We start from the raw sequence: 19,708 nt of genomic DNA, 5'->3' as shown, positions 1-19,708 counted from the left end.
GTTAAAAAACCGACTATGGTTCAGCCTACGCCAACTATATGCAAAATACAAGCGATTAATTATACTAGTGTTCTTATGCTTGCAATGGCCTTTGATTCTCAGTGGTACGGAAAACTAGCGCTACTCGACGAAAACCCTAAATGATGCGACGGTCATGTGTTTAATGTTAGAGATACCCAACCAGTATTGTCAGATCAATTCAGTTTTTAAGCGTTTTTTGGCTCAAATTGTAGTAATGTAACTATATATAATAAGTTAAATAGGAGGCTTCCATGACTATTACAACGTTATCTAGTCGAGAACTCAATCAGGACATTGGTCGTGCGAAGAAGGCAGCCAGACAAGGCCCGGTGTTCATTACTGATCGCGGAAAGACCGCCCATGTGTTATTAAGCATTGAAGAATATCAACGGATTACTGGAAATCGCAGGAATATCGTTAAGGCACTGGCTATGTCTGGGCTGGCGGATATCGATTTTGAACCTCAAGGGATTACCATCCAAAGTCGCACGGTGGAATTCCTATGATGTTTTTGCTTGATACCAACATCATTTCCGAATTGCGCAAAGTCGGGGATAGAAAAGCAGATACCAACGTCTGCAGGTGGTTATCCCATACAGACGCCGCGGGCTTCTACGTTTCAGCAGTGACTATTATGGAGTTGGAAATCGGCGTCTTACGGGTTGAGCGTCGTGATCCCTTACAAGGTAAAATGCTTCGCACATGGTTTGATACTCATGTTCTGCCTGAATTTTCTGAACGAACTCTGTCGATAGATGCCACGGTCGCACTGTGTTGTGCCCGATTGCATGTACCTAACCCTTGTGCTGAGCGGGACGCCCTCATTGCCTCCACCGCCATTGTTCACGGGATGACTGTTGTTACGCGGAATATAGTTGATTTCGAGACGACGGGCGTTCCTCTCCTAAATCCTTGGGTTAAACATACAGGTCGACCAGAGCGATAGCCAGATGGTCACAGACGAAAACCCAAATTTTATAATTTTTATGGATTTATTGAAGGAAAAACCGCAGTTTCTTTTTCTTCTGGTGGTTTGTTCGATTTTGGTTTGAACATCAGAGAAAGGGAGTATCCGCAGGCGTCTGCGTAGTAGCGTAAGTTTTTGATAGATGGATTATAGCGGTTGTTTTCTAGCTTAGAGATATTTCCTTTATCCGTTCCCATTCGTGTTGCAACCTCTTCCTGAGATAAGCCAGCCATACGACGAATATTGATTAGCTGATTAATTTCCTGAATTTCTGTAGCCCTTCTTTCTACATCTCGAATAAAGCCCGGGGAGATTTCCTCTATCTCTTTCATTACATTATCGAAGGATTGTGTATTCATTCTTCAACCTCTTTTTTACGTTTTCTCGCCAATGCTAAATTTTGCTCAGGGGTCTGTTGCGTTTTTTTCTGAAAAACATGGAGAACATAAATTTTTTTACCCTTCTGAAAAAAATACAGACTCCTGGCTATCCCATCCTTTGCTGATGCTCTGAGTTCAAACAGTCCGTCTTTCATTGCTCTTGAATGAGGGAGCCCTAACTGATGACCCTCTGTTCGTAGCAGGCTGATAAGTGACATAGTTTCAACTTGAAGGCTATACGGTAGTTTTTTTATTTCTTTAACCGCATTTTTATGAAAATCAATGGTAAACATTATTCTCCCTACGTTAATGTTGTACTATAGGATAACTTTTGAACGGATGCAAGGAAGCTGGCGTAAAGGGCAGGACAATAGTTTGTTTTAAGTATGCTTTTAACGAACCGGTGATATGTGGTACTGTTTAGATAACATCAATAACTTAAACCAGACTGGTTCAGCTAAATGATCCTAACAGTACCAAAGTATTTTGTTCGTGCTTGTCTTCGTGCTTCGACCAGTAAACAAAGCCCCCGCTCTTAGGTCTGTACCTTTAGGGATAAGACACCTGACGACCATTTAGGCATTTTTTCTAGGGATTGGGCTTACCGCCCTCCCCCTGCTAACGTTTGTCGCTTCGTTCACACTCGGCGTAGTATCCGATATCTGTGTATCCTCTGCTATAACATTAACTGCTGTGTCTGTTACCTGTACAGTGCCAAAAACTCGCGCATTACCGCGCACTGTCGTATTACCCATTACTCGAGCATTACCGTATATTTTAGCATTCTCATATATATCTATTCGATCATATCCTCGCGACTTTGTGCGACCTACACACGCGCTACCGTACACTCGTGCATTACCGTATATATTTGCATCGTATATTCGCGCATTACCATACACTTTTGCATGACCTTTTAGACTCCCATCCAGATAAGCGTCACCATACAGTTGTGCGTCGTCATGAATGCTCCCATCGTTTATCGCCTTGCCGTACGCTTGTGAATTGCCATCCATTAATCCGTGTACTCGAGCACTGCCGTAGACTCTTGCATTACCCCATATATGTGGCCCTATTAAATTGGGAGTGCTATAGTCCCCTGGATGCTTGTTGTAGATTTGTGCATTGTTGTAGACTTTCGCATTGCCGTTTACCCTTACATTGGTAAAAATAGTTGCACAATCAAATACTTGTGCCTTATCGTAGATCTGCGCGTAGCCATGCACATTGGACGAACCATAGATCTGTGCTTCACCGTAGACGCACACGCCATCACTCACCCATGCTTGATCATATATTTGTGCCTGGCCGTACACCTGTACATTTCCAAATACGAGTGCTCGGTCATATATTTGTGCTTGACCGTAGACTCTTACAGCACTTCCATTAACTGCGATTCCGACTCTGGCTCCGATATGGGCATCGTCAAACACGCGAGCATCACCATAAACCCGTGAATCATAGCCAACCCACGAGAGACCTGTTTGCGAGAGATTAGCCACTTTTTCAATCAATCCCCCCTCTGATCCTGGATACTGATTGCCGAAATACTTCAATGCTCTAATTCTGTAAAACGTCACACCATCAATTTCTCGTGGTTCAATTAACTCATACTTATCACTCATATTCTCTCCTTAAATATAAAAAAGCGCGATTAACGCGCGGTGATTGGCTCGATATTTCCATATCGGGCATAAAATGATTGGCCGGTTCCTGATAAGCGCACTTATCCAGCATCAACAGTCAGATTTATCAATTTAAATAATTAGTCCCTGATGAAAATGAAAATTTATTCAGAACAAAAAAGGTGAGTAAGACAACTATTACTGCGAATTAATCAGCGAGTGTGAGAACGAATAAAATAGCGGTCATGATTTGATAATCGCGAATAAGCTTTATTTTTTGAATACTAAAAATCTTCAACGAGGCTTCAATTTATTTTAGTTTTAATTTATTAGAGGTAACTAAAAAACAAACACGTTGGGTGCATTATTTTATGAAATAATATTTTTAATAATTTTTCATTTCAGCATTATTTATGGTGTAAAAAAATTGCTTAGGGAGGCTAATAATTATTTAGTGAACTCAGTGAGTATTATAAAACAAGACAGGTATATGCCAGGTTGCAATAACCCAACTATGGTGCAGCCTACGCCAACTATATGCAAAATACAAGCGATTAATTACACTTGTGTTTTATGACTGGACAACGTATTTATAATAACCTGAAAACTTGGAAAGTTTTGATCAAAATTCCCAGTAACTATACGGAAGAACGTTTTCATCGAGTCGTGGTTGAGTAGACTCAAAATAGGTTAATGATTTTATCGTCAATGGAAATGATTTGGATGATTGCCCAGATTTTTTTATGCTCTCCTCTTAAGGCCAGATTATTGAATGCTATCGCCAAAGAGGTCACGGCCTAATTTCATTAGTAGTGATAGGTTGAACAGCAAGACGCAAGCCCATAACACGTAAAATCGCGTTTAAGCTTCTGATTTCTGGATTACCCCTCGCAGATAAAGTGCTTTCGTACCTATGATGTAATTCGTACATATATTTCGTACGGAAACATTATCATGTCACGGGTTTTTTGCTTACTGCCCAGGGCGTTCATATAAACGTATTATCTGTTCAAGTCCATAAGGCAGGATATTGAGCACGGATAAGAGGGACTGCTGGGTGCGGGTCTGTTTCTCTTGCGCTTGAAAGACAGTCATCGCGTGAGACGGAACTGTGCTATCAGTCTTGCCCAGCAGCTCACACAGCGGTGGATTGGCATAAATCGTGGATGCGGCATCAGTGAGACCACAGGGATCAGTACTGTGCAGGCAGGTCAACATCAGGGATTTATTCATGCTGCACCTCCCAACTTCAGGAGATGTGTGCGTTGACGCAAGGTCAAGTTGTGCGAAATACGGGCAAACAACACCAGTATGATAGGTTGTGCTTCACATATGAGCACGCGGAAGGTAGACTTTTTCATAGTCCGACTCCTAGTTTAGTTAGGTTTTGGATTAGCTATTCGTAGGTGTTGGCTCACCTGCGAGTAGCGATTAATTAGTCATAACTAATTTCATTTTCACTATAAATTACTGGTACAGCTTTAAGTTTCTTAACTTCTTCCCATCCTTTTTCCTGTTCACATTCATGCGCGACGATAGTTGCCGAAAAAACAGCCTTTCTTTGAAAAGGACTTCCAGAAAAAGCAATTTTTTCGTTCACCACATAAGTATTAACATTTCCTGTTTTTATTATTTGTACATAGTTATGCTTGGCTAAATGAGATACTGCCCTTGTGATAGTTGCTCTAGACTTATCTATAATTTTGCATAAGGCTCTATTGGATATAGTTACTGCATTTGTTCCAATCTGCATATGTTCCCGAATTATACTAAATACTAGTGATGCTGCTGGGCTTTCTTGCTGTAAAGCTCTCAAGTTTTTTTCAGCCTCACGAGACATCATATAGTAACCACCTGGAACAAAATTCTTTGTCCTGCGCTGCTCAGCAATAACGTCATTCAACTTATCAGTCGTTAGATTAAGTAGATTTCTTGTTTTTGATAATTTTTTCCTTAGATCATCAACTGATTCTTTTTCCATGGTGCGCATCCCGTGAGCCTATAAGTGCTCATTTATGAGTTATGAGTGCTCTCATATGAGGCAATATAGCTAGAGTATTAATCAAAACCGAGGGTGAGTCAACATGCATCAAAAAAATTTAAGTAAACTCATTAGTGCTCATAGCTCATGAGCTGAAGAGGTGCACAACATGAGCATATCAACAATAAAAAATTATTTTAATATCAATTTATTAATTGATGATACCTTTCTATTTCTACACTAGCTTAACTGAGACGGTTATAAACATTAACTGAGCCAGTTATAATTTATAATCATCTCAGTTATAAAAAGTTTTATAAAAATGTTATTTTTCAATAAATTATATATATATTCTCATTCTATTATATTGTATACATACGCCGTATTTTTAAGGTATTAATTTTTTAATAAAAAATACTTAAAAATTTACCCCTGTGTTACATATCCTCATATTGGGGACTAATGTTCCTTAATAATATGAGGATAAATAATTATTATAATTAATTGAATTTAAATAAAAAAATACCACTACCTCCTTCTATTATATTCTTACGACTTCCGCCAGCCAAAAACACAACCCCAGTGCTTACTTTTTTATCAAAGAGTGACCGAGTTCCTTTTTGACACCAGATGATATTCCGCTTCCTCGAACGGCCTTCGCAAAGCGAAGGCCATTCTTGCGGCGAGCGTTGCGGATCTAAAAAATCCGTTTTAATTCAAATTTTTAAAAAATCGGTTTAATCATCCCGCTAAGGATTAGGGATTGGCTGTAGCGGTCTGAATTTACCTTTCGTCAAACGACCCCAAGCCCGCTTCAACCTGATCCAACAGCTCCAACAACCCGTCAAGCGCTTCCTCACAAAAAGCATGATCCCTGCCGGCCTCCTGATGCAACGGTAACGTATTCAAATAGCCTGCGAATTTGTCCCTTAAATCGCAAGGAGTTATAGTGCATAAGCCTCTTTTTTCCGGGGTCAAGGTCGTTTTCATGAGGGTTCCTCCCTTGTATCCAAACAAATTGATTGCCTGTTTTGCCAAGAAAACTCAGTCCTGCGCCCACTTGCGTGGACGCAGAGTGAATTCACTTTTGTTACTTGGATTGCTGATCCCTGAATTCGAACCAGTCGCCCTGTTCGTCGAAAAACATCCTGTTCTCGCCCCAAGCCCGGCTATCCAATCTGTGCTGACAGTTTCTGTCCGCTTTATCCCCTATTGGAAAAGGGGTTTTTCTCTAAATGCAGGCAATACAAAGCCCTGCGTTAAACACGAATAAATAATAAAAATGTCTTCATGTAATAAAACGGCAAGGATTTCCCGTGCAGCGCATGACTGCTTCACGTTAACTCTTATTATTAAAATAAATCCTTCATCCCTTTTATAATCTGCGAAGCGCATCGCAAATTTTCAGCACTTATTCTTTTTTTCTCTTTTCTATATTCATCACGAACAGTGAATAATTTATTATACCTCTAGGAAAGGCGTTTTATTTTATATTTGGTAAATAGCGATTTTCTGGCTTTCTTTTTTTCTTTAGCCAATTTATTAAGTAGTGTCGTCACGTAATAAAAAATATATTATCATGTAACAAATAACGACAACTGTTGAGATGATTCAATAATGAAAGATGATTCGGGAATGAATTTAGCCCATCGCCGCCACGATATATCCGATCATGTTTGGAGCCTATTGGAAGCTCATCTCCCGGGGAGAAAAGGCACTTGGGGTGGCATAGCCAGAGATAACAGGCAGTTTATTAATGCTGTTTTCTGGATATTGAGAACCGGCGCTCCCTGGCGTGATTTACCGCCTGATTATGGCGGTTGGAAAAATACTCATCGCCGGTTTTGCCGCTGGCGTGACAAGGGGCTATGGGAGTCTCTGCTCGAAGCGCTGATTGTGGAGCCAGATTTTGAATGGCTGATGATTGATGCCACTCATAGCAAAGTTCACCCTCATGCAGCAGGCGCAAAAGGCGGTAATCAGGATATGGAGCGCACAAAAGGGGGCTCAACAGTAAGATACATCTGGCCGTGGATGCGCATGGTATGCCGGTCAGAATTTTTATTACATCAGGTACCACAGCAGATTGTCAGCAAGCAACGAATTTAACCAAAGGTATTGCAGCAGAATATCTGTTGGCTGACAAGGGCTATGACAGTGATAACATCATTAAAAAAGCAGAAGAAGCCGGCATGCAAATCGTAATACCACCTAAAAAGAATCGTAAAATTCAACGTGAGTACGATAAAGCGCTCTACAAGCATCGACATCTCGTGGAAAATGCTTTTCTGCACCTAAAGCGCTGGCGAGGTATTGCTACTCGTTATGCAAAAAATACCTCCTCTTTTCTCGCTGCTGTACAAATACGATGCCTTGCTCTATGGCTCAAGATCTCATGACGACACTATATAATTTATAAAATAATTTTTTATTTTCATTTCTCTTTTTATCTAATATCTTATATCTTAATTCTCGGTTTCTCGCTCTACTTTGTCGATTGCTCATAATGACGCCTCCCTATTTTCAATAAACTGGATACCAAGCGGGATAAATTCAGGTGGAATATAACGATCAAATCCGGTTTTCTGGCAAAATTTTCTAAATTCTTTCAAGGAACTGACTGCCGATTTTTGGTACATCCTGCATAAATTATTTTCTATCGTTCGATGAGAGCGAGAAAGTTTCCTCGCGATCTCCTTAGCACTCATCGACTGTAATATGAAAAATATGAACTTGTTAAATAATTTCATTGGAGGAGCCACCTTTAATCCTGATGGGGTGATCCTGCTCGCATATTGCTGTGGTGAAACAAAATCCATTTTTTTGCCATAAAACACCGTGCCTACGCACTCATTATTTTCATCATAGAGCGGAAATTTTTCATACAAATAAGGTTGCAACTTTTTCTCTCGACCAAAAAAATGGGTTTTAATGATAGTTACTCTTTGCCCACTGCTGATAGTTTCTTGATCCTGTTTTTTCAATTCTTCAGCAAATTCCGCGACCGGTGTGGGAAGTTGATCATCGCTTTTTCCTTCAATTTTAAATTTATCAGGGATATTTAAAAATTTACGAAAAGCACGATTGGTATAAATAAACCGTGATTCACAATCTTTTATTCCCCAAATATCTTCACTGTGTTCCATTATAGAAATAAGGGAAAATGATTTTAACGAAACCGCCATCTTTTTCATAAAAAATAAATCTCCCTCCAATTAATTTTTATTTGTAAGAAGACTAATAATTATTTTAATTTTTTGAAAAACTTGTATTACAAAAACAAAATTTAGCATCCATCATTAATATGATATATTATAACTAGTTATAATGTTTTCCCTGGTATCAGTCTTACAAAGAAAATAAATACATAATGTGATATAGAATATCAATCATATTATTATTACAGTATTTATCCTTAAAATTTTACATACATCCACTTTATAAATTTAATTATAATGGAACCCAAAACTAATTATGTCACATTCATCATTCATAATTTTCCACTATTTGCTTCACAAGCATTACCATGTTACATAACATATTCAACATCAGTACTTAATGCTCCATATGACTGAAAGTTTGTCGAATATAAAAATAAATATAAGCAAGTTGACTCTACTTCAGATTCTGGTTTAGTGCCCTCAATTAAGTGATCAGTTACCATAGCGGTTTTCTTAATTTATTCAGCATTAGCAATCTATTCTTCATTTCTTCGTGTTCATCAATAAACGTGTCACACACCTTACTTCACCTATGTTCCTCCATTTGAACAAGATACTATCTGGATGTTTTCCATATAGAGTACTTGATACCTTTTTTCTTCACTTTTTTAACAGAACATTAAACCGTACGTAGGAACTTTGTGCTTATTCTGCAACTATGGGTACCATAGGAGAGCATAAGGGTGAGATTCCCTTGGGCTACTCGACCACTTATGATGAAAATAAGCTTTATCACTCTCCGAAAACACATTTTCTCTAACACAGATAATTATTCCCTCGAAGAAAAACGTGGGATATATAACGACATCATAAGTCTCCTCGATTTACCTAAGAACATCAAAAGATCCGAGACTTTAATACTGCAACAAAGCCATCAAAACACACATAGGTCAAAATATTTAAAACCAAATGCATTATCTTTGAACGGTAGCTCAAACCTCACGACGGAAAAACCAAATAACAAAATATACACACACTCTTGAAACTCACTTTTTACAGGAGTAAATTGTACTTACTCTGACTTAGAGATTTGCTGAATTCTCTGTTGTCACTCAGGGTTTTGTTTTAGTCTTAGGAGATATATGATGGATAAAATTAAATCAGATAAAATACAAAACTCTCAAAATTTGGTTGTAGAATCTCTAAATTCATTACCACTCATTTCAATCACAGAACATAGCAATGAACCATGGGTTATAAGAGACTGCCAATCACGATATGTATATGTCAATCAAGCGGGGCTTGATTTCTTAGGCTTACCCGCTAATTTTAACATTGAAGGTAAATTGGACAACGAATGCCCGGCTGATTGGGCAGAATTCGCCGCAGAATACCAAGCAAACGACAGAAAAGCAGAAAAGACCGGAAAGCGTGTAGCTATTATCTCAACTAATTTTTATGGGCGAAAAAAAATACTGGAACCTTATTACCTTCCAAGATTTCCAATTTACAATAAATTGGGTGAATGTATAGGTACTTTAACAAATGCAAGCAAGTTAAATTTTATTTCTCTTTCTCAATATGTGAACCAGCGAACGCCTTCTGTTTTAACGCTTACTCCTCCCACGACCCTCTTTACCGAGAAAGAACTTAGAGTGATATTTTTTATATTACAGCCCATGACAGCTAAAATGGTGGGGGATAGACTTTGCCGTGCTAAAAAGACGATAGAAAATAACCTAAGGGTCATATATGATAAAGCAGGTGTCAGTTCTTTAAAAGATTTCAGAGAATGGTGTGGAACGATAGGTTTAGATCTATATATTCCCCCTGAATTTGTAAAACCCAGAGTACAGTCTCAGAGGCTGTCTTGAAATAATTTCATCGTAGTTTGGCAAGAGTAAGACGTACCATAGCAATTCTGAATATATTTTCAGCGGTGGCGGTAAGGATTTCAACCTCCTTTGCCAGGCGCCGAAACCCATTAAGCGAAGCAAAGGTACGTTCAACAATCCACCGTATAGGCAAGACCGCGAAGACATCTTTAATTTTTGTCGAGATGTTTAATTTCAGTTTTAATCGCTCTTCAACAAATTCTACTGCTGTGCCCCGATAGCCGGCATCCCCCGAAAACGCTTTGATTGATGGATATTTTTCAGCGGCTCGTTCGAATACAGCAACGCCCGCTTTCGTGTCGTTGATATTGGCTTTGTGTACCGACACATGCAGTAAATTCCCCAATGTATCAACGATAATATGCCGTTTTCTGCCTTTTATTTTCTTACCGCCATCGAATCCTCTTTCTTCGCTGGCATAGACCGTTTTAACGCTTTGGGAATCAATAATCGCATAACTGGGCACCCTTCTTTTTTTTTGAGTGGCGATATTGCTCGTTTAGCTTATCTAGGGCACATTCCCATACGCCTGCTTTATTCCAGCGGCTGAAATGGTCATAAACCGTCTTCCACGGGGGGAAATCTTTTGGCATCATCCGCCACTGGCAGCCGCTTTTCACGACATACAAAATCGCATCCACAATTGTTTTTTTATCATGTTTCGATTTGCGGCCTCGTTTATCACTAGGGTTGAAATAATTCTTTATTATCAACCATTCGGCGTCTTTTAAGTCACTTTGGTACACAAAATATTCCCAGAAAAATAAAAATAGGCAGGTTTACGAAAAAATTATTGTAAAACAGTATATTTACTCTTGCCAAGCAAGATTAAATTATTTCAAGACGGGTTCTCAATCTTTTTGAGTATTTGCGCTCATTCATACACATGAAAAACTAACTTTAGGCGTTTCGATGAATCTAGCTTTCTCAGCACGCTCTTAGCCATCGTTGTGTTCCTGTTGGTGAAGCTACTTCTTAGTTACTACGATCTTTTCAACTAAGATGAAGTGACGAAATTTCCGGCGTACAACCCCATGTTTGATACTTTTCATGTACGCATTCAATACATACATATTGTTGTTTACCCGACTTTATTGTACTATTTTAATACGTAAAAAAAGGAAAGATCTCCCATGCCTCAGCTCCTAGTAGAAACCAATGACCGTATGTCATTGCGTATTGCCTCGGAAGAAAAATCGTTGTTAATACGCGCAGCCGCTATACAGCATACTAACCTGACTGAATTTGTAATTCGTAATGTGGTGTCGGTAGCACGAAAAATTATCGACGATAACGAACGGCTGGAACTCACAGAGAGAGACAGTTTACATGTACTGGAGCTTTTGGATAATCCGCCGACACCCAACGATAAGTTGATGACGGCTGCATTTTCTTTGCCGATGCTGTCATGACGTTACCAGGTTGGCACGAAGCTCCCATAGGTAAACATCATGATCGCGCAGCCTTCGATTGTGGTGATGATACGTTGAATCAATTTTTACATCGTCATGCGCGGCAGAGCCATGAGAAAGGTGGGGCAAAAACCTACCTTGCTGTTAGTGACAGCAATCAAAAGGTTTTGGGTTACTACAGCCTTAGCCCCGCCTCCATTGCTTACGAACGCGCCCCGGAGGTGATAAAACGTGGTTTGGCTCGGCATGAAGTGCCCGTATTTCGGCTTGGCCGTCTGGCTGTAGATATTTCAGTACAGGGGAAAGGGCTTGGTGGGCAGTTATTACTTGCAGCAGGGCGACGCTGCCTTTTGGTTGCCACACAGGCAGGCGGTGTCGCGCTTATGATTGATGCTAAGAGTGAGCAAGTAGCTCATTGGTATGCGAGTTATGGTGCTGTTCCACTGTTAGATGCGCCTTTGTCTCTGTTGTTGCCGTTAAAAACGATTCATGCTGCACTTACTACAGCAGGGAAACTCTAAATGAATGATGAAAATTCAAAATATGAAGCGACAAACCTCAGCAAACTCCCGGCCAGTATCTCCGTTAAAAAGCGCGGAAACACCTATGTCATTTTTAGAAACGGCCATGAAGAAATAGGCGGCATCGTTGTTTGTGGTACTCCGTTAGGTGATACTCAGCTTCAGCCCTATGTTGAGGAGCCACAAGATAGGAACAAAACAATTGTCGCTTTGGTAGCACAGCAAATGTCAGATGCGCTACTGGTGCATATAGCTAAAAAGCCTGAGTATTTAAGACGTGACGCCTTCCCGCCAAACTTTGTTCCCGCAGGGACAGAGGTTCTTGAAAACAAGGTGTTTCCTTGCTCAAAATGCAATCAGATCGTTGCCAGACTGGTATTTTCCTGGAACACTGCGTCAACAGAAGAAATGGAAATGGTAGGTAAAAAGTTCGAGCTGGAAGCCTCCGTTTCTGATTATCCGGTATGGGTGCTTGGCGCCCCTGATTGCGATGATAACGATATTGCAAAGTACCTAACCTTTCAAATTGCGCCTACAAAAGGCGCCGTTTATTGGGAACATCCGGACGACATGAACAAGCGGTTGATCGCGCTGGATGTTAACCATTGCTGAGTGGTCTACGAATCACACACTAGCCGTTTGTTTCCCAATAGCTCTATACACAGTTGGACGTGATACTGAAAACACTTCAGCACGAGTACTCCCCCGTTCCGTGCATGTGACGTGGCTCTTTCTGTTGTTTATCAGAGAGTTTTGGTTGTTTACCCCACACTTTTTTATGCTCTCCTAAGTCGGTTCGCTGTTCCACTACTCCCCAATCAGGAGAGCAGCTGAGTTCTGATAGATCCGAGCTTTTTAAGTATTGCTACAGCCTTTTTATCAAAAGTAGCGAAAATCTCGCCGCCGAGGGCAAAACCTTCATAGGCTATGACGCCATCGGCAAAGTCGCCACCAGAACGAAGCATTGCAATACCGGCATCTACTGCACCCTGGTTAACTTTGACGTTATCAGCTTCTATGAGAATCCCTATAGCGTCGGCTATATCCTCGTTTGCCAGTTTATAGCCTCGTGACAGGTTCCATACGACTTCACAAAGTACCGGCAAAGGAATAGTTACCAATATTGCTTCTTTCATTACTTTACGCGCTATAGTGGCCTGTTTTATATCATCGGCCAGCAGGTAGCGGAGTACAACATTGGTATCGATGGCAAGTTTCATTTTTCACTCGCCCAACCCTTGCGAGCTATCTCGTTCATGTCGTCGATAGACAAAACAACATTGCCCTTATTTTTTGCCCGGAGGATCCCAAATGCATCTTCAATGTTTCGCCCTTCCCGCACTGCTTGAATTACTGCCCGACCACCTGGAAGCGTATTGACGTTTATTTTCTGGCCGGGTTTAATGCCAAGGTGTCTCAGAAGTGTTTGCTTAAACGTCACCTGGCCTTTCGCCGTGACTGTAAGGGTAGTCATGCTGCTAACCTCATTTATTGAACATGACCATATAGTAAGGCAACATCACCTTACTAGCAAGCAATTATCATGGTTTTGGGTTTTCGTCGAGGTAAATACAATGATGTTATTGGAGATTTTCCAATTTGATATTTTTGCGTCAGGGCGCGAGTTCCGGAGCATCAGGCCAATAAGGATCCAAGGGACTATAGCAATCCCAATTTAGCGGGGCCATATATACGTGACAATGCGACAGTCTACGGCAATGCTCGAATATGCGGATCAATGGACGGCAATTCACAAGCGTACGGCAATACGATACTAGACAGTGGAAGCATTAGTGACGATGCGAAACTGTATGGTGACGCTTATCTGATATATTCGACTCTAAAAGGCAATGCGAAACTGTATGGTAATGCTCGAATAAGATATGCACGTGTATACGGTAATGCACGCGTGTACGGTAACACGTGTGTGGGAGGCACTCCTTCTGGGTATGGATATGATGAAATAGAGATATATGAGAATGCTGAGGTATATGGCAATGCCCGACTAATGGGTAGTACGAAAGTACGCGGCAATGCGCGAGTTTTCGGCACTGTACAGGTAATAGACGCCACAGCTAAAGTTATAGAAGGGGATACACAGATATCGGATAATCCGCCGAGTGTGAGCGAAGCGACAACAAGCACTACATAAAAAGCCACAAAGGGGAAGGGCGGTAAGCCCAATCCCCAGAAAAAACATCGAAATGATCGTCAGGTGGCTTATTTGATCAAAATAACAATCCAATGAGCCACTTGCCTCAATTGCTTACTTAATGGGATTGGGTTGACGCCTAATAACCCCAACAAGACTAATATTAAGTGTTTTCTTCATTTTTTGGGAAGAATTCATTTATCACTTCTGCTGTATCATTACGGACGGCACGAGCCATCAATTTGTAATCTAATTTTTCATTATCTTGTATTTCAGACATAAATGAATTAATGCCTAATAATTTCTGACAAATAAAACTGGTTTTTACCACATTCTCCAATATGACCTTGTTAAATTCTGTTTGATTAAAATTACTGTCTGTTTTTTTCTGCTGCAATTCATAGACCTTTAAACCCAACTCAATTAGCATGGATGCTGTATTAGATGTATTAGCTTCATGTTCTTTTGCTCCATCGTTACGTTTATCAATAACAATAGTGTTTATGTTTTCTAAAATAGCCTTACTAACAAAAACCTGAACTTTTGGCATGGTTAATCTCTGTTAAAAGCTAAAAAAATAGAGTCTATTATAGAGTCTTTCTAGCTAACATGCCAGAAAAAACAGAATCTGTTGTAGAATCCATCATGGCTAGCAACCTATATAACTCATTGTTATAAAATAAAAAATATAAATAGACTCTATTTAGAGTCTATTTTAAAGTTAAAAACAAAAATGCATAAACATTTTAAAGTTAACATGTTGAAAATAAAACATAATCATGCAAGATAGAATCTTGCGAAGTGTGTGGATATCTTATGGCTAAAAAAGAAGTGCTTATAATACCATTTAAGACTGAATTTTATGTATAACACGGGTTGAAATTTTAAAGAAAAATAGAATTTCAGTGGAATTAAGTCTAGTGAATTTCGTGACTTTTCTTTTAATAGCTGTGGCACGGCATAGCGGATACCAAGGCGCGGAAAAATAACAATCAATTTAGCTTGTTTTTAATTTTAAATTATCAGGGGTCTATTGGCTTTCTATTTACCCATGACCCTTATCAAAGAAGAGAAAGGGGTTAGCAAAAAAGCTCTACGGAAACAGGCTATGTCATCATTATTTTGTGGCTAACTAAGTTGACAGCCTGTATTTTCAATCATGAGAGGCTCAGGCAAGGTTGCTTCAACCTGATCCAACAGATTCAATAGCACCTCAAGCGCTTCCTCACAAAAAGCATGATCAATACCGGCATACTGATGCAAAGGCAACGTATTAAAATAGCATACTAATTTGTGCTCTAAATCACGAAGACTCATGGCGCATAAGCCCCTTTTTTCCAGAGTCAAGGTCGTTTTCATGAGGATTTCTCCCTTGCATCCAAACAAATTGATTGCGCCTGCCTGCTTTGCTAAGAAAAATCAGTCCTACGCCCACGTGAGTGGATTCAGGGTGAACATCCTGTCCTCACCCCAAGCCCAGCTATCCAATCTGTGCCAACTTTTTTTCTCTATTGGAAGGGGCATTTTTTCTAAATACTGGCAATACAAAGCCCTGCGTTAAACGCTAATAAATAATACAAGTGTCTTCATTTAATAAAACTGAGTGCTTATTTATTTTTTTTCCCTTTTCTCTATTCATCGCGAACAATAAATAATTTATCCTACCTCTAGGAAAGGCATTTTATTTTATACTGAGAAAATAACAGTTTTCTGGCTTTCTTTTTTTCTTTAGCCAATTTGTTAATTTATAAAATAATTTTTTCTTTTCATTTTTCTTTTGATCTAATATTTTATATCTTAATTCTCGGTTTCTCGCTCTACTTTGTCGGTTACTCATAATGATGCTATCCTATTTTCAATAAACTATATTCCAAGCAGAATAAACTTTTGTGGAATATAGCGATAAAATCCGATTTTATGACAGGATTTTTTAAACTCCCGTAATGAATTAACCTCCGATTTTTCGTATATCACTTGCAAATAATTTTCTATCATTCTATAAAAATGATCTAATTTTTTTCGCTATCTATTTAGCGCTTAAAAAGCGTAATATATAAAAGACGATTTTAAGCTACAAAAGCTGTAAAAAATATTTTTCATTGCACAGTTGAAATCTTTCACAGAGATATAGTTTCGTTTTATTTTAAATATAATCACTATAATTAAATATACAACAAAATATTAATGTGGGATATTTATTAGATTGCAAGATATTTATTTTTTGATATTTATTAAAAAATATTTATTTAATGATTTTATTTTTCTAAAATTTACAACATACTCTATTTATAAATCTACGTGGAAGGTAACGATGATAATTTTTCTCTTCGCAAAAAGCTCTAAAATCATCAATGTGATTAACTCCCGCTTTGTTGTACATCCTTTGCAAGCTATTCTCTATCGTTCGGCAGGAAAGGTACATTATATTTCCTATAACTCTACTTTTTAGCCCTTGTAATCTGAAAAATATTATTTCGCATTCACGCTCTGAAAAAGTATCATCAGGCCGATTCAACAGCAATGAACCTGGCATCGACCCTCTTACATAGTCATTGAGAGTACAAATTTCGAGATTTCTATTATGACCAATAATACCAATACACTCCCCTTCGTTATTCAACAAAGGAACTTTCCTAACAATGAACGGATGATCAATCGCCTTAGGGTGAATTTCTAATGTAACCAAACTACATTTAGTATCAATAACCTGCTTATCCTGCTTCTGAAATTCTTCAGCCGCATTATCAAATTGCACTAATTTTGATTTAATCTCATGATCAAATTTACCTACAACATCAGAGACAGATTTCACGCCAAACAAAGCAATCAGCGCCGGATTAGCATAAACAATCCGAGATTCAAGATCTTTGATGCCGTACGGTTCTGGAAATTTATCTAACGCCACGGTTAACACGTTAGACACCCCGCCAGAAAAATCAGTAGTGACCATGATAGTTACCTCCGTTCATTAGACTTATATAAAGTATAGAATAACTCTACCTATATAAATTACCTCTTGTAGATATTTTATATAGGGTAATTTTTACTTAGCTTTACTAAAATTTAATTCTATTTTATCTCCGCTCTATTTTTAATTATTACAAAATATATTATTGCAATAACAACTAATATAGTATATTTATTGTTTTTTAATTAAAATTCACCGTATAAGTTTCAATAAAGCCATATTTGAATCTTTCGAAAAGAAAAATTATTATCATTGTCTTCCATGACAATGCCTGATTAGGAACACATTTAATTTTGCGGAAAAATAACATTATTAGCGATGATTATGCTGTAAGTCGTGTGCCGTTAAAAGCGCGTGCCAGTCTGCTTAGTACCACCCTAATACGAGTGGGAGCAATGACAGCTTTATCACAATTTCTAATCGGCGCTACGCTGGGTCATTCAATGACATTTGGTCAAGCAGTGCTGGCTACTTTTATTGGTAGTTTACTCCTCGAGTTTGTTAGCCTTGGACTGGGCATCGCTGGTGCCCGAGAGGGAATGTCAACAAGCTTATTGGCGCGTTGGTGTGGTTTTGGCCGTTTTGGATCTGTACTCATTGGAATGGTTATAGCGATTAGTTTCCTCGGTTGGTTTGGTGTGCAGAATTCGATTTCTGCCAAAGGATTGAATTATGCGTTTAATGATCAACTCGGCTTTACCTGGTCAGCGATCATTTCAGGTATCGCGCTGACTGTATTAGTTGCATTTGGATTTCGCGCTTTGAGTTGGACGGCAATAGTGTCAGTACCTGTTTTCTTTCTGGTAATAGGTTGGATTGCTACAAGCCTTCTCATGGGGCATAACATTACTGATTTGATTTCTATCGCTCCCTCTGGTACACCTTTTTCTCTCGGCACAGGTGTCATGGTTGTTGCTGGCGGTGCTATTTCTGGTGCACTTATCACACCGGATATCAGTCGCTATTGCAAAAACGGGCGACACGCATTCTGGATGATAACGCTTTCTATCATTGCTAGCGAATTCATTGTTAATACCATTGCCATATTAATTGCACACGCACTTGATACTTCTGATGTCGTTACCATTATGACGCAAAGTGCGGGATGGATTGGGCTACTTGCTGTCATTCTCGCTGTCGTTAAGGTTAATGATGTTAATTTATATTCATCGTCACTGGCTTTAGCCAACGCTATAGAGTGCGTAGCAGGAAAGAGATTAAATCACGTAGGATTAATTTTTGGATTAGGAATAGCAGGCACAATCCTCTCAATCGCAGGAATTTTAGATAACTTTCTCAATTTCCTTATTCTAATGGGGGTTGTTTTTCCTCCTGTTGCCGGTGTAATACTTGTTGATTATTATATTTTACGTACTAGTCGCAAGCTACTTGATACGACCCGCGATAAAGAAATTCTACCTACAAAGAAATTAACTCCATCAATAGGGTGGCCTGCAATTATTTCCTGGGTTGCGGGTAGCGTTGTCGGTTTGGTAATTGAGTGGGGCATACCATCGCTCAACGCCTTATTAGTTGCCAGTGTTATATACTGGACAATGTGTACCGTTCGCAAAGTACGTTCAACTAAGATGAGGTGACAAAATTTCCGGCGGTTCCGGCATACGTATGCCACGAATGGTTTCATGGTGAGCTAAAAGAGCGAATATTCGGACTGACGATAGGCATATCGGAGAAGGGACGGATGTAAGCACGGGATTAGCTGGATAGAATTACTTCACACTTTTATGAGCATAGTTTTATTGAAATGGTCGTCTGGCGGGTTGATCCACCTGTTAAAGCCAGTCAACATAGCTACAAATATCGCTTGGCATACATAGAAAAAGGCGTCTGTGTGCTCCGTTATGATAATGAAGCCGGCAAAGGAGACCACAAACACATCGGCAGTCAGGAGAGCCCCATCATTTTTAATGACGCGGCTCAGTTAGTCTCAGATTTCCGTGCCGAAGTAGAGAAGTACAGAAAAGGAGTAATATCATGAAAACATTAACCTTGAATGTTTTAACGTCCGATACTGTTGATGAACGTTTCATTTGCGCGATGAACGGTGATGAAATGGGAGAGTTCATCAGTTTTCCCTCCTTTGATTTGCTTTGGAAAATCATTAGCCCAAAACGCCTGGCTATATTACGAGCTATGGTCGGTGGCGGTGAAATGTCCATACGCAGCGCAGCGCGGCGAGTCGCTCGTGATATTAAAGCCGTACATGCTGATGTGCAGGCGTTGCTTGCGGCGGGTATCATTGAAAAAAACGGGGAGAAAATCTTATTTCCGTATGACCAAATACATGTGGATTTTGTCGTATCGAACATCGCGGCTTAATCGGCCTAGCGCTCCGGAACTCGCGCCCTGACGCAAAAATCTAAAAATCACTGATTTTTTCTACAAATTCCCTTTTCGTTTGGTATTTTTTTATTCGAACATCTTCTAGTTCCTACTTATAATTCGTGGTTGATATTACTATCCGATTTGAGTAGATTTCAACGACAACTTTAAGTGAATATGGCCTTTTTAGTTCCGACTCTGGCTATTCTAGGAACTGACTGACTGAATAAAATATGAAGCAATAAACTTTATAAAAACAAAGCTATTTTAAATTTTTGCGTC

Annotated in this window: 25 protein-coding genes and 1 pseudogene; 12 read left to right on the top strand and 14 right to left on the bottom strand. The window is 39.4% G+C overall.

Annotated features, from left to right (window positions below):
• Positions 1–272 precede the first annotated feature (272 nt).
• On the top strand, positions 273–527 hold the full coding sequence (locus AACL30_RS12415; RefSeq protein ID WP_339056773.1) for a type II toxin-antitoxin system Phd/YefM family antitoxin: 255 nt from the start codon (positions 273–275) through the stop codon (positions 525–527).
• Positions 527–967: a type II toxin-antitoxin system VapC family toxin gene (locus AACL30_RS12410; protein ID WP_339058467.1), complete on the top strand. Its 441-nt coding sequence runs from the start codon at positions 527–529 to the stop codon at positions 965–967. The genes AACL30_RS12415 and AACL30_RS12410 overlap by 1 nt, the downstream gene beginning before the upstream one ends.
• Positions 968–1,005: 38 nt before the next feature.
• Here AACL30_RS12410 and AACL30_RS12405 read toward each other — a convergent pair whose 3' ends face one another.
• The 5 genes from AACL30_RS12405 to AACL30_RS12380 form a co-directional block, all read right to left on the bottom strand.
• Entirely contained in the window at positions 1,006–1,347 is a 342-nt protein-coding gene (locus AACL30_RS12405; protein WP_339056772.1) for a helix-turn-helix transcriptional regulator, read from the bottom strand.
• Entirely contained in the window at positions 1,344–1,661 is a 318-nt protein-coding gene (locus AACL30_RS12400; RefSeq protein WP_339056771.1) for a type II toxin-antitoxin system RelE/ParE family toxin, read from the bottom strand. The genes AACL30_RS12405 and AACL30_RS12400 overlap by 4 nt, the downstream gene beginning before the upstream one ends.
• Positions 1,662–1,943: 282 nt before the next feature.
• Positions 1,944–2,993 carry a hypothetical protein gene (locus tag AACL30_RS12395; RefSeq protein WP_339056770.1) on the bottom strand — a complete coding sequence of 350 codons (1,050 nt, stop codon included), beginning with the start codon at positions 2,991–2,993 and terminating at the stop codon, positions 1,944–1,946.
• Positions 2,994–3,965: 972 nt separating this feature from the next.
• Positions 3,966–4,226 carry a hypothetical protein gene (locus AACL30_RS12385; protein WP_339056769.1) on the bottom strand — a complete coding sequence of 87 codons (261 nt, stop codon included), beginning with the start codon at positions 4,224–4,226 and terminating at the stop codon, positions 3,966–3,968.
• A gap of 202 nt (positions 4,227–4,428) precedes the next feature.
• Positions 4,429–4,974 (bottom strand): plasmid replication initiator-like protein, encoded by a 546-nt coding sequence (locus tag AACL30_RS12380; protein ID WP_339056768.1) that lies wholly within the window; start codon positions 4,972–4,974, stop codon positions 4,429–4,431.
• Between the two features lie 949 nt (positions 4,975–5,923).
• Between AACL30_RS12380 and AACL30_RS12375 the strand changes: the two genes are divergently transcribed.
• A complete protein-coding gene (locus AACL30_RS12375) occupies positions 5,924–6,247 on the top strand; it encodes a hypothetical protein (protein ID WP_339056767.1) in 324 nt (107 codons plus the stop codon).
• A gap of 362 nt (positions 6,248–6,609) precedes the next feature.
• A protein-coding gene (locus AACL30_RS12370; RefSeq protein ID WP_422389587.1) for an IS5 family transposase occupies positions 6,610–7,373 on the top strand; the annotation gives its coding sequence in 2 pieces (ribosomal slippage) (positions 6,610–6,970 and positions 6,970–7,373; 765 coding nt in all).
• 102 nt (positions 7,374–7,475) lie between these two features.
• On the opposite strand, the gene AACL30_RS12365 is transcribed toward AACL30_RS12370, so the two are convergent.
• A complete protein-coding gene (locus AACL30_RS12365; protein WP_339056766.1) occupies positions 7,476–8,168 on the bottom strand; it encodes a helix-turn-helix transcriptional regulator in 693 nt (230 codons plus the stop codon).
• A gap of 1,112 nt (positions 8,169–9,280) precedes the next feature.
• Between AACL30_RS12365 and AACL30_RS12360 the strand changes: the two genes are divergently transcribed.
• Entirely contained in the window at positions 9,281–10,009 is a 729-nt protein-coding gene (locus AACL30_RS12360; RefSeq protein ID WP_119797950.1) for a PAS domain-containing protein, read from the top strand.
• Between the two features lie 7 nt (positions 10,010–10,016).
• Here AACL30_RS12360 and AACL30_RS12355 read toward each other — a convergent pair whose 3' ends face one another.
• Positions 10,017–10,496, bottom strand: coding sequence for a transposase (locus AACL30_RS12355; RefSeq protein ID WP_240313954.1), 480 nt, complete (start codon positions 10,494–10,496; stop codon positions 10,017–10,019).
• Positions 10,474–10,776: a transposase gene (locus AACL30_RS12350; RefSeq protein ID WP_240313955.1), complete on the bottom strand. Its 303-nt coding sequence runs from the start codon at positions 10,774–10,776 to the stop codon at positions 10,474–10,476. The genes AACL30_RS12355 and AACL30_RS12350 overlap by 23 nt, the downstream gene beginning before the upstream one ends.
• A gap of 387 nt (positions 10,777–11,163) precedes the next feature.
• Between AACL30_RS12350 and AACL30_RS12345 the strand changes: the two genes are divergently transcribed.
• The 3 genes from AACL30_RS12345 to AACL30_RS12335 are packed head-to-tail and all read left to right on the top strand — an operon-like array spanning position 11,164 to position 12,575.
• Positions 11,164–11,442 carry a DUF1778 domain-containing protein gene (locus tag AACL30_RS12345; protein WP_119797951.1) on the top strand — a complete coding sequence of 93 codons (279 nt, stop codon included), beginning with the start codon at positions 11,164–11,166 and terminating at the stop codon, positions 11,440–11,442.
• Positions 11,439–11,963 (top strand): GNAT family N-acetyltransferase, encoded by a 525-nt coding sequence (locus AACL30_RS12340; protein ID WP_339056765.1) that lies wholly within the window; start codon positions 11,439–11,441, stop codon positions 11,961–11,963. The genes AACL30_RS12345 and AACL30_RS12340 overlap by 4 nt, the downstream gene beginning before the upstream one ends.
• Entirely contained in the window at positions 11,964–12,575 is a 612-nt protein-coding gene (locus AACL30_RS12335) for a hypothetical protein (protein ID WP_119797953.1), read from the top strand.
• A 12-nt stretch (positions 12,576–12,587) separates the two neighbouring features.
• Here AACL30_RS12335 and AACL30_RS12330 read toward each other — a convergent pair.
• The 3 genes and pseudogenes from AACL30_RS12330 to AACL30_RS12320 form a co-directional block, all read right to left on the bottom strand.
• Positions 12,588–12,738, bottom strand: a pseudogene (locus tag AACL30_RS12330) (recombinase family protein); the annotation flags it as partial.
• A 43-nt stretch (positions 12,739–12,781) separates the two neighbouring features.
• Positions 12,782–13,183 carry a type II toxin-antitoxin system VapC family toxin gene (locus tag AACL30_RS12325; protein WP_119797954.1) on the bottom strand — a complete coding sequence of 134 codons (402 nt, stop codon included), beginning with the start codon at positions 13,181–13,183 and terminating at the stop codon, positions 12,782–12,784.
• Positions 13,180–13,437, bottom strand: a complete 258-nt coding sequence (locus AACL30_RS12320; protein ID WP_119797955.1) for an AbrB/MazE/SpoVT family DNA-binding domain-containing protein — start codon at positions 13,435–13,437, stop codon at positions 13,180–13,182. The genes AACL30_RS12325 and AACL30_RS12320 overlap by 4 nt, the downstream gene beginning before the upstream one ends.
• A gap of 264 nt (positions 13,438–13,701) precedes the next feature.
• On the opposite strand from AACL30_RS12320, the gene AACL30_RS16540 reads away from it, so the two are divergent.
• Positions 13,702–14,115 carry a hypothetical protein gene (locus tag AACL30_RS16540; protein WP_422389547.1) on the top strand — a complete coding sequence of 138 codons (414 nt, stop codon included), beginning with the start codon at positions 13,702–13,704 and terminating at the stop codon, positions 14,113–14,115.
• 163 nt (positions 14,116–14,278) lie between these two features.
• Here the strand turns inward: AACL30_RS16540 and traM are convergent, their stop codons facing one another.
• From traM to AACL30_RS12305, 3 genes are all read right to left on the bottom strand, one after another.
• Complete coding sequence (traM, locus tag AACL30_RS12315) at positions 14,279–14,665, bottom strand: conjugal transfer relaxosome DNA-binding protein TraM (RefSeq protein ID WP_339056764.1); 387 nt, start codon at positions 14,663–14,665, stop codon at positions 14,279–14,281.
• 578 nt (positions 14,666–15,243) lie between these two features.
• Complete coding sequence (locus AACL30_RS12310; RefSeq protein ID WP_339056763.1) at positions 15,244–15,432, bottom strand: hypothetical protein; 189 nt, start codon at positions 15,430–15,432, stop codon at positions 15,244–15,246.
• A gap of 946 nt (positions 15,433–16,378) precedes the next feature.
• Positions 16,379–17,065 (bottom strand): helix-turn-helix transcriptional regulator, encoded by a 687-nt coding sequence (locus tag AACL30_RS12305; RefSeq protein ID WP_339056762.1) that lies wholly within the window; start codon positions 17,063–17,065, stop codon positions 16,379–16,381.
• 311 nt (positions 17,066–17,376) lie between these two features.
• Between AACL30_RS12305 and AACL30_RS12300 the strand changes: the two genes are divergently transcribed.
• From AACL30_RS12300 to AACL30_RS12290, 3 genes are all read left to right on the top strand, one after another.
• Positions 17,377–18,681, top strand: coding sequence for a cytosine permease (locus AACL30_RS12300; protein ID WP_339056761.1), 1,305 nt, complete (start codon positions 17,377–17,379; stop codon positions 18,679–18,681).
• Between the two features lie 122 nt (positions 18,682–18,803).
• Positions 18,804–19,082 carry a toxin-antitoxin system TumE family protein gene (locus AACL30_RS12295; protein ID WP_339058466.1) on the top strand — a complete coding sequence of 93 codons (279 nt, stop codon included), beginning with the start codon at positions 18,804–18,806 and terminating at the stop codon, positions 19,080–19,082.
• On the top strand, positions 19,079–19,423 hold the full coding sequence (locus AACL30_RS12290) for a transcriptional regulator (protein ID WP_006705577.1): 345 nt from the start codon (positions 19,079–19,081) through the stop codon (positions 19,421–19,423). The genes AACL30_RS12295 and AACL30_RS12290 overlap by 4 nt, the downstream gene beginning before the upstream one ends.
• The last annotated feature ends 285 nt before the right edge of the window (positions 19,424–19,708 follow it).

It is taken from the genome of Candidatus Regiella endosymbiont of Tuberolachnus salignus (genome assembly GCF_964020115.1).
GTDB classification, from domain to species: Bacteria; Pseudomonadota; Gammaproteobacteria; order Enterobacterales; family Enterobacteriaceae; genus Regiella; species Regiella insecticola.
Note: the sequence above shows the minus strand (reverse complement) of the source record. Positions and strands in the feature narration are given on the sequence as shown.